The organism is [Clostridium] cellulosi (assembly GCF_036762875.1).
Classification (GTDB): domain Bacteria; phylum Bacillota; class Clostridia; order Oscillospirales; family Ethanoligenentaceae; genus Ruminiclostridium_D; species Ruminiclostridium_D cellulosi.
In genome coordinates this window covers 76,892-90,139 of the sequence record NZ_JBAIZF010000030.1, presented here as the reverse complement: position 1 = coordinate 90,139, position 13,248 = coordinate 76,892, and the positions used below count along the sequence as shown (strand labels likewise).

Here is a 13,248-nt window from a genome sequence, read left to right as displayed (position 1 = left end):
ACGTTGTTTAATTTTCAAGGTCCCATCTGCCTTAGCGGCAGTAATTGAAAGTATATCATACCATATTCCGCTTGTCAAGTACCTTGTTGTCGTTTCTTCGCGGTTTTTGCCTCGCTCTCTTTGAGGCACGGCGCTTAGTATATCATACTCGAAACCGTTTGTCAACACCTTTTTTCTGTGTCTTCTCGCGGTTTCTCCACCGCCCGTTTTTCCGCGGCGGGATATTTATTATATCTTATCCCGCTTCGTTTGTCAATACACAATTTCTTGCCATATTTTCATCTTCTATCTGCTCTTTCGCAGGACGTTCAGTCTATCATATCAAACTGAACTTTGCAAGCGGCAAATTGTGTATTCTCTTGTGCGGTGTGCGCCCTCAGTTAAGGCCCTCTCAGGCCCGCTCTCCCGAGCGCTCATTTATCATATCAAAATCATTCCCCACTGTCAACAGTTTTTTCTCTTTCTTTACGCTTTTTTGGGTGAAGCTGCAGGGTTGTTTATTATTGAAACAAAAAGTCATATCTGATATACTTATTGTACGTATATTGACTTACTATATACTGAACATACGCTACTGTTTATATATAAGAACAAAGTTGTTCAGCAGTTGTGTACTAATAGAGGTGCGTGAAATGCCAATAAAAGTGCCTGATGGGCTTCCAGCCATAGCTACGCTAGAAAAAGAGAATACATTTATTATGACGGAGAATAGAGCTGTGCATCAAGATATACGTCCGCTGAAAATACTTATACTCAACCTCATGCCAACCAAATCTGTTACTGAAACGCAGATGCTTCGCCTATTAAGCAACACGCCGCTCCAACTCGAGGTCGAGCTATTGCAGGCCGCAACCCATGTGTCTAAAAACACCCCATCCGAATATCTTCTTCAATTCTATAAAACCTTTGATGAGATAAAAAAGAAAAGATACGACGGCATGGTTATCACCGGCGCACCTGTCGAACTGCTTCCCTTTGAAGAAGTCGATTATTGGCAGGAACTCTGTGAAATAATGGAGTGGTCCAAAACCAACGTGTATTCAACTTTACATATATGCTGGGGTGCGCAGGCGGGGCTTTACTATCACTACGGTATTCCCAAACATGAACTTCCCAAAAAGATGTTCGGGGTTTTTGAACACCGTACCCTTATGCCTAACCATCCTCTCATGCGCGGTTTTGATGAAGTATTTTTGGTGCCACATTCACGCCATACAGAAGTAAGGCGGGAAGATATCGAAAAGGTCCCGGAAATAGAGATCCTCTCCGATTCAAGTGAAGCCGGAATATATCTTGTGGCAGACAAAGACTGCCGCCGTATTTTCGTAACGGGTCACTGCGAATATGACCGGGATACTCTCGCCACCGAATATTTCCGAGACATAAAAAAGGGACTTAAAATTGACGTCCCGAAACACTATTTCCCGAACGATGACCCCTCATGTACCCCCGCCGTCAGATGGCGCAGCCATGCAAACCTCCTTTATTCTAACTGGCTTAATTATTTTGTTTATCAGAAAACACCATATGATTTCACCGACGTCAAATAACACAGCAAAAACAGTCCCTTAAAGGTGCCTAAAAATCATTTTTTCAGGCATAAATTTAAGGGGACTGTTTTTTTGTGTCGTTTTGGGATACCAAAAGCCGAAAACTGCTGATTTCTATATCTTTATCTTTTATGTATGCCTATTTTGTTTCATTGATAATACATCAATTTTAATGTATAATAAACGAGGAAATATTAAAAATTCTATATTTGGCACTTTATTCTAATACCGGGGTGATTGTTTGTCCGGAGATTTGCACTGCCATTCATGCCTATCTGATGGTTCCATGGAGCCTTCAAATATCGTTGATTTGGCATCAAGGCTAAACATAAACTGTATTGCACTCACCGACCATGACACAATGGACGGAATCCCGGAAGCTGTCCGACTCTCCAAATCAGCGGGAGTCAAGGTTATACCTGGCATGGAAGTTTCCGCTTATGATTATGACCACGATAAAAAAGTACATCTGCTCTGCTATATGCCCAAAAAGCCGGAGCATCTGCTTGAAATGTGCCGCGAAACGCTTGCAAAGCGGACTGAGGCAACCCTCAAAATGATAGAAAGGGTTTCATCGCGGTATCCCGTAACCCCAGAGATAGTTAAGAGATACGCTGGAAAAAGCAAGGCGCTTTACAAGCAGCATATATCTATGGCGCTTATGGACATGGGCTATTCCATGTCAGTGTTCGGTGACCTTTACCGCTCTCTGTTTTCAAAAAAGAACGGCTGGGCACTTATAGAGTTTGAACTGCCCGACTTTAGGGACGTAATCCGCCTTATTAAAGAAGCAGGCGGTGCGGCGGTTCTTGCCCACCCGGGGGTCTACGACAATTTCGAGATTATCAGTGAACTTGTAGAGCTCGGGCTGGACGGCATTGAAGTCTGGCACCCACGTCTGTCGGACGAGGATACAAAACGCGCATATGAGGCGGCTGAACGGTTTCATCTTATAAGAACTGGCGGTTCCGATTTTCACGGCATGACCTCTTCAAAGGTAACGCCGCTCGGTACAAAACTCGCTGAAACTGATGAACTTGACAAGCTTCTCGAGCGTTTTGAATAACAAAGATGTCAATTGTACTATTGCGGAGGAATTATGGATATTAAAGAAGAGGCACTAAGAAAACATTATGAGTGGCGCGGCAAAATTGAAATTACACCGACCCCCAAACTTGAGAACCGCAATGACCTGTCGCTGGCCTATACACCCGGTGTAGCCCAGCCCTGTCTTGAAATCAAGAATAACCCCGACAAATCTTTTGAGCTTACACGACGCTGGAATATGGTTGCAGTGGTCACCGACGGCACCGCTGTTTTGGGACTCGGCGATATCGGCCCCGAAGCCGCAATGCCGGTTATGGAGGGCAAATGTGTCCTTTTCAAGCGCTTTGCGGGCGTGGACGCTTTTCCAATCTGCATAGGCTCAAAGGATGTCGATGAAATAGTCCGCACTGTGGAACTCATTTCGCCGAGCTTCGGCGGTATTAATCTCGAAGATATCTCCGCTCCCCGCTGTTTTGAGGTCGAGCGCCTTCTTAAGGAGCGGCTTCAGATACCTGTTTTCCATGACGACCAGCACGGGACAGCGATAATTGCCTGCGCTGCCTTAACTAACGCTCTTAAGATTGTCGGCAAAGACATAAAGAATATAAGAGTCGTAATAAACGGGGCAGGGGCCGCCGGTATCGCCATCGGGCGCCTTATGCTCAAGCTCGGTGTCGGTGACCTTGTCATGTGCGACAAGTACGGAGTCGTCACGAAAGATAACGCCTTAAACAACGCACAATTGCAGATGAGCGAGATATCCAACAAATCCGGCATAACCGGCACGCTTTCCGATGCGCTGAAAGGCGCCGACGCGTTTGTCGGCGTGTCAAGGCCGGGGCTGGTCACCAGCGAGATGGTGCGCTCTATGGCGAAAGACCCGATAATCTTTGCCCTTGCAAACCCTGTTCCTGAGATAATGCCCGACGAGGCAAAGGCAGGCGGCGCAAAGGTAATCGGCACGGGACGGTCGGATTTCCCGAACCAGATAAACAACGTACTTGCGTTCCCGGGCGTATTTAAAGGCGCACTGGCGGTCAGGGCAAGAGATATTACGGACGGAATGAAGATTGCGGCTGCAAAAGCGCTTGCTGCTCTTGTCGATGAAAAATCCTTGTCGGAAGGCATTGTGATTCCTGAGCCGTTCGATTCGCGGATTGCCCAAGCTGTCGCCGACGCTGTTGCCGACGAAGCGAAAAAGGAAGGCCTTGCAAGGATTTAAAAATACATAACTCGCTTTTTCCTACAGTACATGAAACTGAAACTATGCACGGCCATAGGGAATAATTTAAAATTCATCGGACATGTTTTTAACGAGGTGTTTAAATGGAAATTAATTATACAACGAAAGGTGTATGCTCGCGCAGAATACATATAGTAATAGAAGATGGCATAATAACCAAGGTAAGCTTTGAAGGGGGCTGCCACGGAAACACGCAGGGTGTCAGCCGCCTTGTTGAAGGTATGAAAGTTGAAGATGTCATAAAACGTCTCAAAGGTATAAAATGCGGTTTTAAGGACACTTCCTGTCCTGACCAGCTCGCCACCGCTCTGGAAGAAGCCCTTGCCAATTCCAAACTGGCGTCATAACAGTTTCTATATGCCATAAGCCGTATTTTCTTGTCTCAAAAATATAACACGATTTTTGTGACGGAGGTTTCGCCTATGGATATTTTTATTGTCATGGTGCTCATAATAACTTTATGCGCCATTTACGCAGCTAAGGCCGCGGTCTTGCGCCCAAAAGCCAAGCTCGCTGGACTCTGCTTTATGGACCAAGATAATGAGGATGACAGTGACATCAAAATAGCCGGCGAAGAACCCTCCGAAGATGAGGAAAAGGCTGTAGAAACGCAGGTCAGCGAACTTGAAATCCATCGCAAAAACGGCAATCTTGAAAAAGCGCGGTCTCTCGGCGCTGCACTTGCCCAAAAACTAATCAGCCATGACGGTGAATCGTCATTCGGCGAAGATGTTTTGGAGGACGCCAATCTGCGAAAGCAAAGAAGGCTGCTTCTGGCGTTCGCGGTTATAAATACAGTGGAAACCAATATCAAAAGTCAGATACTTCAGGGAGTGGTAATAAACGTCTTTTATGACACTCTGAAAACATCGATGCCCGAATTCTATGACGATATCGGCAAATCTGGCTCTTTTTCCTTCTATACGCTCTGCGCCCGCCGCGGCGGCGACGTGGATACATGCATCGGCCAAACCTTTGCGATGCTTGCCGATAAAAGTGGCGACAGCGTTGTGGAGGAACTGGGCAAGGCTCTCTACATGCGCTTTGTAGACGTTACACTGAATACCATTAAATCATTTAATCTAATACAGTAACAATGTTGAAATGGAGGCAAAATTAATGGATAGTATCCGGGAATATGAAAGGTGGCTTAAGAGCCCGCTGATGACAGAAGATTACAGGCGGGAGCTCGAGGGCATAAAAGGTAATGAATCAGAAATTGAAGCAAGGTTCGGCAGCCGCCTTGAATTCGGTACAGCAGGCCTGCGCGGAATTCTCGGGGCAGGACTTTCGATGATGAATATTTTTACGGTAAGGCAGGCTACTCAGGGCCTTGCAAATATGATTGCGTCGCTTGGCAAAGATACCGCAAACCGCGGTGTAGCGATTGCCCACGACTGCCGCCATATGTCGCGTGAATTCGCACTCGAAGCGGCAAGCGTACTCGCCGCTGCCGGCGTGCGCTCATTCGTATTTGATGAGCTGCGCCCGACCCCGGAACTGTCCTTTGCCGTAAGGGAACTCGGCTGCATAGCCGGTATCAATATTACCGCAAGCCATAACCCGAAGGAGTACAACGGTTACAAAGTCTATTGGGAGGACGGCGCACAGTTGTCCCCGGCAAACGCCGACAAGGTGCTTGCGGAAATACGCAAAACCGATATCTTTGACGATGTAAAAACTATGCCCCTTAAAGAGGCGGAAGAAAAGGGACTTGTCAATTATATAGGAAAAGATTTTGACGAAAGGTATCTTAAGAATGTTCTCGCCCAGTCGGTCGGCACTGAAGATGTCAAACGGGCCTGCAAGGACTTCAAAATCGTATATACCCCGTTCCATGGGGCAGGGTACAGGCTTGTTCCGGAAGTGCTTCACCGCCTCGGCTTTGAAAATATCATATGTGTTCCTGAACAGATGGTTCTCGATGGAGACTTCCCGACCGTGAAATCTCCTAACCCAGAGGACAAGGAAGGCTTTAAGATTGCCATTGAGCTTGCTAAAAAGGAAGATGTCGACCTGATAATCGGCACAGACCCCGATTCCGACCGCGTTGGTATCGTCGTTCGCAACTCCGACGGCGAATATGTGAGCCTTACCGGCAACCAGGTGGGCGTACTGCTGACTGACTATATCATCTCGGCGCGCCGGCAGAACGGTACGCTGCCGGAAAACGCCGCGGTCGTCACTTCCATCGTTTCGACCCGCATGACGGAAGAAATCTGCCGCCGCAACAATGTGGCGATATTCAACGTGCTGACAGGTTTTAAATTCTTTGGTGAAAAGATTAAGGAATTCGAGGCGACAGGCAGCCATACTTACATCTTCGGCTTTGAAGAGAGTTATGGCTATCTCGCCGGCACCTACGCAAGGGACAAAGACGCCGTCGTCGCTTCCATGCTCATCGCGGAAATGGCGGTGTGGTACAAGAACAAGGGCATGACACTTTATGACGCCATAGAAGCCCTGTATAAAAAATACGGATACTACGCTGAGCGGACAATCAGCATAAAGATTACAGGCAACGGCGCACAGGACCGTATGAAGAAGATGATGGCTGATCTTCGAAGCGAGGCGCCCCGCGAGATAAACGGCGTCAAGGTCAAGGCCGTCAGGGACTATTTAAGCGGCGAGCGCGTCGACCTTGAAACCGGCGAAAAAACACCTACCGGGCTGACCGCGTCGAACGTGCTTTATTATGAACTTTGCGACGGCAATTTTGTTGTTGTGCGCCCGTCAGGCACTGAGCCTAAGGTGAAGCTCTATTTACTTGTCAGCGGCAAAAACCAGCAGGAAACCGCTGCTCTTCTTGACAGTTATGAAACAGAAATGCGCAAACTTCTCCAATAACGCTTTTATCTAAACCAGCCGCATTTCTTCATTAAATCACCCGTTTTCCTTTCTGCTTCGGCTTGTCTTATAAAGCTCGAACCGGCACAAACGGCTGCCATATCGGACAGGCTTTGTCTTCACAGCGGCAGGTATTTGATTTGTAATACATTGGCAATGGGAGGTCTCTTTAATGGCAAATATAATGCCGATTTCTGAACTTATTGAAGACCCTTTGAAGATATCAAAGCTATGCCATTCTCAGGATGAACCTGTATTTCTGACAAAAGACGGGTACGGGGACATGGTTGTTATGAGCATTGAGCAGTATGAAACCCTCAAAACCCAGGCCATGTCAAACGTTGCGAAGCAAAAGGTACTCGAGAATACAGCCAAAAGCACAGAGGCTGAAAAAATAGAGGCCGAATCATCCTTGAGAGAAGGCATACAAAAGCTGCCGCTTGAGGATGTATACGATATATTAAAAGAAGAGCTTGAGCGCCAGAGAAACAACATTAATAAAAAGAGGTTCCCATAATCGGGAACCTTTTTTGTTATCTGTATATTCTTACGAACTTGATGGTAAAGAAATCGCAGAACACTAAATCATCTGTGTCTGTTTCAAGCAACAATATGTAATTTGCCCCGACGGAAAGGAGGGTACCCGTCCTGTCGACGAATGTGTTCGTTCCGATAAGGAAACTGACCGTTATCCTTTTCCCAATCTGGGTGCGCAAAGCAGCGTTTAAGAACATTACATTCTGCATCGTTTGAGGCATTGGCTCCGTCAGCGGCGTTATCGGCATTAGATTCTGGGGAACGGTGCCCTGCTGTGCCCCCGCAGAGGTGGGGCCGGGCTGCATGCCGCCGTCAAAGGGAAATCCCTGCTGGACCCCCACGGCACCGGCTGTTCCCATCGTCCCGGAAGGCTGTGCGCCACTTTGAACAGTTCTTTGTGCCGGCTGCATGCCCATCGTCCCAGCAGTGGAATAGGGCCCGCCGCCTACACCTGACAGCAAAGCGTCCTGCGCCAAAGGCCCTAACAAGACGTTGCCGTTGGAATGAGCCGCTAAATTCTGCGAAAGGGTATCTTTAAACATGTCTTGGTCCTGACCCGCCTGACATGAACATGGTGCTTTTCCCTGATTTGACGTATTCATTAAACCATCTCCTGAAGTTATAATATAAATTGCCCTTGATATACGGTAAACGCATATAACCGCCTTTTTAAGCAGTTCAGTTGTTTTATCCGCATGCAGTCATATGCCAGCGCCTTAGATTTGCGAAAATTTACGAGTAGGCGTACTGCTGCGTCGGTATAAAGAAGCAGTGGTTATTAATGCGGGTTTGTATTACACCGTTGCCGTTATACGGGAAATAGGTCGGGCATTGAGGGTTAAACGGATTCATATACCAAAGTGAATTTGCTATCGCGCCCATGCCCCCGCCACCGAGCGCCCAATCGGCTATCTCATAATGTATCTCTTGCGGATTCATATTATATATTGTCTGATAGTTTACCTGACCACCGACAACATCCCTTACACAATCAAATTGGCCCGGCTGGAAGATTACTTTTCTGAGGTCACCTTGACATACTCTGAAATATTCACCATATGGGACGTGTACCCTGTTCATTATGGTAACAGCAACAGCTTTCATACCGACATCGCCTTCACCGCCGGCTTCGCACTGAATAACCCTGGCAAACAGTTCCCTGGTTGAAAAGGGCATAAGACATATCAACCTCCATTTGAGCCCGAACACAATTCGGTTTTTTTGACTTCATAGCATTATACTTATAAAATTAAAATATGTTACAGCCAAAAAATTAAAAAACGCACGAAAAAGGGGAAACCATGCCGGTTTCCCCTTAAAAAGTGCATTTTAATTCTCAATTATGAAGATTGTCCCTCAGTCTTTAACAAAAAGCAGTGCTCTTGCGGGTGCGCCCTCCGCCGCAATCTTTATCGGCGCGGCGCTGAGAAAATAATTGCCGTCGCAAACTTTTTCAAGATTGAGCCATTCGAGCACCGCAATACCGGCAGACAACAGGATCCTGTGGGTCTCGGCTATGCTGCCACCCGCGCCTATGCTCGCGTAATCTATGCCGGCAAGGGCAACGCCTGAATCCACGAGGTATTGTGCCGCCGAGGGGGACAAGGCACAGAAATCCTTATAAAACTCCTTATCTGTGATATGCCCGTCAACGGAGTTGCGCGTTTTAAAGAGTATGCGCTCGCCCTTCATTAGCTTTAAAGGGACAAGGTCATTTTTCTCTATATTGCCCTCCTTTTTATATATGGTGACAACCCGGGCCTCGCCGCAAAATTTCGACGGGGAAAGGCTGTCAATGCTGCTGCCGCCGTCGATAAAATGAAGCGGTGCGTCCGCATGAGTGCCGGCATGGGCGCTCATCGTAATTTCCGTCAGGTTATAGATATCGCCATCCTTTATGCTTGAAACGCTCAACAGTTTCGTTTTAGGGTCGCCGGGATAGACAGGCGCTTCAGGTACCTTTACCGATATATCTATAATCTTCATCGTCTTCACCTTTTATATATCATTTTATTTACTCCGCCGCACAAAATCTCAGCAGTAACTTGGCTATTAAAAATTAATTATAACACTTATCAAGTGTCATCTTTAACAAAAAACGAGCCATCTGCACACTATTTTTTCTGCTTGATTATATTCTCTACTCCGAGTATAATAATAGATATCGATTATTCCTAAATTATAATACAAACACCGCAGCGGATCTGCTCAAGTATCTGCTGCGGATTTTTTACGATAGATAATTAGGATCCGAAAAGGGTGATACTCGAGATGGACAAATCCGAAAAATTAGGCAATCGGAGCATTGTCAGCCTCCTTCTTGAATTCTCCGTCCCTTCAATCATAGGGATGATAGTAGCTGCTTTATATAATGTTATTGACCGTATATTTATTGGAAATAGTATTGGTGCTCTCGGCATTACGGCTATAACCGTCGCATTCCCGATAATGCAGCTTCAAATGGCTTTCGGCGGACTCGTCGGCATGGGTGCCACCGCGAACATCTCAATTAAGCTCGGAGAGGGCGACAAAGCCGGCGCGCGAAAAATCGCTGCAAACGCTTTTTCATTGCTGATTATCGTCTCATTGCTTTTCACAGCCTTTATGCTTATATTCCTCGACCCACTGCTCAGGCTTTTCGGAGCAAGCAATGAGGTTCTTCCATACGCCAGGGAATACATGGGCATCATCGTCCTGGGCACGGTCTTCCAGATGATCGGTTTCGGCCTCAACAACATGATAAGAGCCGAGGGCAAACCTGTTACAGCTATGCTGACAATGCTTATCGGTACAGTCATGAATGTAATCCTTGCACCGATCTTTATATTCGTGCTAAATATGGGAATGCACGGTGCCGCCCTTGCGACAGTTCTGTCGCAGGTGGTTTCTACGACATGGATATTGATACATTTCCTCACCGGCGACAACATTTTAAAAATCCAAGCCCGCAATATGAAGCTCAAAGGCGACATTGTTAAGGTAATCCTGTCATTGGGCATTTCAAACTTCGTTCTCCAGGCGGCAAACAGCTTTCTGACAATCGTGCTCAACCATGGCCTTGCGGCTTACGGCGGCGACATCGCCATCTCCGGTATCGGTATCGTCAACAGCCTCAGCACGCTCATGATTCTTCCCGCAATCGGCATCAACCAGGGCGCACAGCCGATTATCGGATTCAACTACGGCGCTAAAAAGTATCAAAGGGTCCGCAAGACACTGCTCTGCGCAGTCATTATCAACACAATCATTACAACCGCCGGATTTATTCTTACGCGTCTTATCCCGACGCAGCTCATTGCTCTGTTTGACAGCACCGATAAGGAACTGATTTCATTCGGCACAAACGCGCTTATAATCTTCCTGTCATGCATGCCCATAGTGGGCTTCCAGATTACAGGTTCAGGTTACTTCCTCGCGGTAGGAAAACCGAAACAGTCGATGATTTTAAGCCTTTCACGCCAAATCCTTATTCTCATTCCTCTAATCCTCATACTTCCGAAGTTCTTTAAGCTGAATGGAATTCTTTACGCCGGCCCCATAAGCGACGCTATTTCTGCATTTATTACTGGATTTTGGCTGTTTGTTGACCTGCGTTCGATGAAATTAAAAAGCAGTGAAAATGAACGCACTGAAAATGAAAAATCAGACAAAGGCATAGAAATGTGCAAAGTAAACACTGCAAATACAATAACTCAGCCAGATTGACAAAACTCCTCTTTCGAATGTAGATTCGGAAGAGGAGTTGATTTTATTTGGACTAAAATTATAATTATTGTATAGAGTTTTTTCTGTTTTACAATTTTATCTCGGTTCTTGCTGTCTTAAAGCGTACATATCGCGGCATCTTGGTCTATGACCGTACGGAACGAGGACGATGTGTTATGGGTTTTTGGATTTTTTCGTTGTTCGAAAACTCAATTATACCTATACTTATGACTGTTACCGGTATTATCTTCACAAAGAGAATACCGAAAAAAGACAGCGGTTTTACAGGTTATAAAACGGCTATGTCGACGAAAAGCGATGACACTTGGGAATTCGCTAACTCCCACATCGGAAAGGTATTCCGTATTGCCGGCCCCGTCATGCTTGTTCTTTCATTGGTGGCTACGTTTTTCGCATTCGGCAAGGATACTCATATCATCGGTAATTTTATCTTAGTCATCGGTATAATCCAAATCATTGTCTTAATTGGCTCCATAGTCCTAACTGAAATCGCTTTAAGAAAAAACTTTGACAAAAACGGCAGGAGGAAATAAATAATATCGGCACTGGTCTTCTCAGCGTCTTTAGTCTAAAGTATGAAACAAGGATGGTGTACTATGGGTTATTGGATTCTTTCACTGATTGCCAACACGATTATACCGATAATTATCACTATTGCCGGCTTCATTTTAGTGAAAAGAGCGCCGAAAAAAATCAATGGCCTTGTGGGATACAGGACAACTATGTCCATGAAAAACAATGACACTTGGGTATTCGCTAACCATTACTTCGGAAAGATATGCACGATTACCGGGCCTGTCATGTTCTTTCTATCACTTGCGGCAACAATTTTTATATACGGCAAGAGTGATGTTACCATCTTGTACGTCACTTTAGCCGTTGTGATAATCGAAACTCTCGTCCTGATTGCTTCTATAGTCCCAACTGAAAAGGCATTAAAGAAAACCTTCGACAATGACGGCAGAAGAAAGATATAACGATTTTTATTTATGCCTTGATACCACAAACTTCTTGAAACGGTTAAAGTCACTCTCTCTTAACTCAAGAGAAAGCCTTGTGCCATCCCCGTCATATTCGGTTCGTATAATATTCGCGTTTTGGTTCAGATACGAGACGACATCCCCATCCTTATACGGTATGAGCATATTGCAGCGGACATAATTGCCAAACAGCCGCTTTTTTATAAGGCCGAGCAGGGTGTCAAGCCCTGTCCTGTATTTTGCAGAGATATAGACGCTGTCCGGCCGTTCGCTTGCCGGCTTTATATCCAGCTTGTCGGCTTTGTTAAGGGCGTATATTATAGGAATACCCCAAACGCCGATCTCTTTGAGAGTCCTTTCGGTAACCTCTATCTGGCGCCTATAATCCTTGTCGGAGCAGTCGACCACATGTATTATAAGGTCGGCTTCACAGGCCTCTTCAAGTGTCGAGCGGAATGCCTTGACAAGATTGTGAGGCAGTTTATCAATAAAACCGACGGTATCCGTCAGCAAAAACGCCTTTTTATCCGGCAGCGTTATCCTGCGCACCGAGGTCTCAAGGGTCGCGAAAAGCATGTCCTTTTCAAAAACTTTCTTGTCCTGCTCGCTGTTCGTTTCCTCCAGCAGGGCGTTCATAATTGTTGATTTACCGGCATTGGTATACCCAACAAGAGAAACTATGGGTATACCAGTTTTTTTGCGCTGTTTTCTCTGCGTATTGCGCTGCGCGCTGATCTCGTCAAGTTCGGCGTTAAGGCGCGAAATGCGGTTTTGTATCTGCCGGCGGTTCAGTTCAAGCAATTTTTCACCGGCGCCGCGGTTTGTTGTACCTACACCGCCGGCCTGCTGCTCAAGGGACTTCCTGAGCCCGACAAGGCGCGGCAGCATATATTGCAGGTTCGCGGTCTCCACCTGAAGTTTTGCCTCCCGGGTTTTCGCCCGTCTTGCGAAGATTTCCAGTATAAGCCCTGTGCGGTCCATAATGGTGCAGCCGAGCGCTTCTTCAAGATTTCTTATCTGGGAAGGGGACAGCTCGTCGTTGAATATAACTGTATCCGCCCCATACATATCAACAAGTATCTTTATCTCCTTTACTTTGCCCATTCCTATATAATAGCCGGCATTTAATGTTTCAAGATTCTGGACAACGGTATCAACAGGTTCGATATCACAGGCTTGTGCAAGCCCCTCAAGTTCCTCCATTGATTTTTCAAAACCGGGATCTCCAAGATTTGCTCCGACCAATACCGCTCGCTGCATTAAATTTTAAACCTCCATGCTGAACCCGCTGTTTGCTTAATACAGTGACAGTGGTGAA

At 46.3% G+C, this 13,248-nt stretch carries 14 protein-coding genes; 10 read left to right on the top strand and 4 right to left on the bottom strand.

Translation table 11 applies throughout. From position 1 onward, the window contains the following. Positions 1-632 precede the first annotated feature (632 nt). From metA to V6C21_RS10275, 7 genes are all read left to right on the top strand, one after another. Positions 633-1,550 (top strand): homoserine O-acetyltransferase MetA, encoded by a 918-nt coding sequence (metA, locus tag V6C21_RS10305; RefSeq protein ID WP_034842942.1) that lies wholly within the window; start codon positions 633-635, stop codon positions 1,548-1,550. A 241-nt stretch (positions 1,551-1,791) separates the two neighbouring features. Then, entirely contained in the window at positions 1,792-2,616 is an 825-nt protein-coding gene (locus V6C21_RS10300; protein WP_034842944.1) for a PHP domain-containing protein, read from the top strand. Positions 2,617-2,649: 33 nt separating this feature from the next. Further along, positions 2,650-3,819, top strand: a complete 1,170-nt coding sequence (locus tag V6C21_RS10295) for an NAD(P)-dependent malic enzyme (RefSeq protein ID WP_479268978.1) — start codon at positions 2,650-2,652, stop codon at positions 3,817-3,819. Positions 3,820-3,923: 104 nt separating this feature from the next. After that, on the top strand, positions 3,924-4,187 hold the full coding sequence (locus V6C21_RS10290) for a TIGR03905 family TSCPD domain-containing protein (protein ID WP_034842949.1): 264 nt from the start codon (positions 3,924-3,926) through the stop codon (positions 4,185-4,187). 75 nt (positions 4,188-4,262) lie between these two features. After that, positions 4,263-4,934, top strand: a complete 672-nt coding sequence (locus tag V6C21_RS10285) for a hypothetical protein (RefSeq protein WP_034842951.1) — start codon at positions 4,263-4,265, stop codon at positions 4,932-4,934. 25 nt (positions 4,935-4,959) lie between these two features. Continuing rightward, positions 4,960-6,687 carry a phospho-sugar mutase gene (locus V6C21_RS10280; protein ID WP_045085098.1) on the top strand — a complete coding sequence of 576 codons (1,728 nt, stop codon included), beginning with the start codon at positions 4,960-4,962 and terminating at the stop codon, positions 6,685-6,687. Between the two features lie 172 nt (positions 6,688-6,859). Continuing rightward, entirely contained in the window at positions 6,860-7,204 is a 345-nt protein-coding gene (locus V6C21_RS10275; RefSeq protein WP_034842957.1) for a hypothetical protein, read from the top strand. 16 nt (positions 7,205-7,220) lie between these two features. Here V6C21_RS10275 and V6C21_RS10270 read toward each other — a convergent pair whose 3' ends face one another. From V6C21_RS10270 to V6C21_RS10260, 3 genes are all read right to left on the bottom strand, one after another. Then, positions 7,221-7,826: a hypothetical protein gene (locus tag V6C21_RS10270; protein ID WP_479268977.1), complete on the bottom strand. Its 606-nt coding sequence runs from the start codon at positions 7,824-7,826 to the stop codon at positions 7,221-7,223. A gap of 130 nt (positions 7,827-7,956) precedes the next feature. Next, the gene (locus V6C21_RS10265) at positions 7,957-8,400 is read right to left on the bottom strand and encodes a cell wall hydrolase (RefSeq protein WP_034842959.1); all 444 of its coding nucleotides are present in this window, start codon (positions 8,398-8,400) and stop codon (positions 7,957-7,959) included. A gap of 180 nt (positions 8,401-8,580) precedes the next feature. Next, positions 8,581-9,210, bottom strand: coding sequence for a cyclase family protein (locus V6C21_RS10260; protein WP_479268976.1), 630 nt, complete (start codon positions 9,208-9,210; stop codon positions 8,581-8,583). A 285-nt stretch (positions 9,211-9,495) separates the two neighbouring features. Here V6C21_RS10260 and V6C21_RS10255 point away from each other — a divergent pair, with 285 nt between their 5' ends. The 3 genes from V6C21_RS10255 to V6C21_RS10245 all read left to right on the top strand — a co-directional run bounded on the left by V6C21_RS10255 (position 9,496) and on the right by V6C21_RS10245 (position 11,927). Next, a complete protein-coding gene (locus V6C21_RS10255; protein WP_479268975.1) occupies positions 9,496-10,929 on the top strand; it encodes an MATE family efflux transporter in 1,434 nt (477 codons plus the stop codon). A gap of 176 nt (positions 10,930-11,105) precedes the next feature. Beyond that, positions 11,106-11,483, top strand: a complete 378-nt coding sequence (locus V6C21_RS10250) for an SdpI family protein (protein ID WP_479268974.1) — start codon at positions 11,106-11,108, stop codon at positions 11,481-11,483. 63 nt (positions 11,484-11,546) lie between these two features. Beyond that, on the top strand, positions 11,547-11,927 hold the full coding sequence (locus V6C21_RS10245) for an SdpI family protein (protein ID WP_034842965.1): 381 nt from the start codon (positions 11,547-11,549) through the stop codon (positions 11,925-11,927). Between the two features lie 6 nt (positions 11,928-11,933). On the opposite strand, the gene hflX is transcribed toward V6C21_RS10245, so the two are convergent. After that, positions 11,934-13,190, bottom strand: coding sequence for a GTPase HflX (gene hflX / locus V6C21_RS10240; protein WP_479268973.1), 1,257 nt, complete (start codon positions 13,188-13,190; stop codon positions 11,934-11,936). Between the last annotated feature and the right edge of the window lie 58 nt (positions 13,191-13,248).

What these genes read in the sequence shown, in the direction of transcription:
- metA (WP_034842942.1), top strand. Translation starts at nt 633, where the DNA reads ATGCCAATAAAAGTGCCTGATGGGCTTCCAGCCATAGCTACGCTAGAA.
- V6C21_RS10295 (WP_479268978.1), top strand. Translation starts at nt 2,650, where the DNA reads ATGGATATTAAAGAAGAGGCACTAAGAAAACATTATGAGTGGCGCGGC.
- V6C21_RS10290 (WP_034842949.1), top strand. Translation starts at nt 3,924, where the DNA reads ATGGAAATTAATTATACAACGAAAGGTGTATGCTCGCGCAGAATACAT.
- V6C21_RS10285 (WP_034842951.1), top strand. Translation starts at nt 4,263, where the DNA reads ATGGATATTTTTATTGTCATGGTGCTCATAATAACTTTATGCGCCATT.
- V6C21_RS10280 (WP_045085098.1), top strand. Translation starts at nt 4,960, where the DNA reads ATGGATAGTATCCGGGAATATGAAAGGTGGCTTAAGAGCCCGCTGATG.
- V6C21_RS10275 (WP_034842957.1), top strand. Translation starts at nt 6,860, where the DNA reads ATGGCAAATATAATGCCGATTTCTGAACTTATTGAAGACCCTTTGAAG.
- V6C21_RS10270 (WP_479268977.1), bottom strand. Translation starts at nt 7,826, where the DNA reads ATGAATACGTCAAATCAGGGAAAAGCACCATGTTCATGTCAGGCGGGT.
- V6C21_RS10265 (WP_034842959.1), bottom strand. Translation starts at nt 8,400, where the DNA reads ATGCCCTTTTCAACCAGGGAACTGTTTGCCAGGGTTATTCAGTGCGAA.
- V6C21_RS10260 (WP_479268976.1), bottom strand. Translation starts at nt 9,210, where the DNA reads ATGAAGATTATAGATATATCGGTAAAGGTACCTGAAGCGCCTGTCTAT.
- V6C21_RS10255 (WP_479268975.1), top strand. Translation starts at nt 9,496, where the DNA reads ATGGACAAATCCGAAAAATTAGGCAATCGGAGCATTGTCAGCCTCCTT.
- V6C21_RS10250 (WP_479268974.1), top strand. Translation starts at nt 11,106, where the DNA reads ATGGGTTTTTGGATTTTTTCGTTGTTCGAAAACTCAATTATACCTATA.
- V6C21_RS10245 (WP_034842965.1), top strand. Translation starts at nt 11,547, where the DNA reads ATGGGTTATTGGATTCTTTCACTGATTGCCAACACGATTATACCGATA.
- hflX (WP_479268973.1), bottom strand. Translation starts at nt 13,190, where the DNA reads ATGCAGCGAGCGGTATTGGTCGGAGCAAATCTTGGAGATCCCGGTTTT.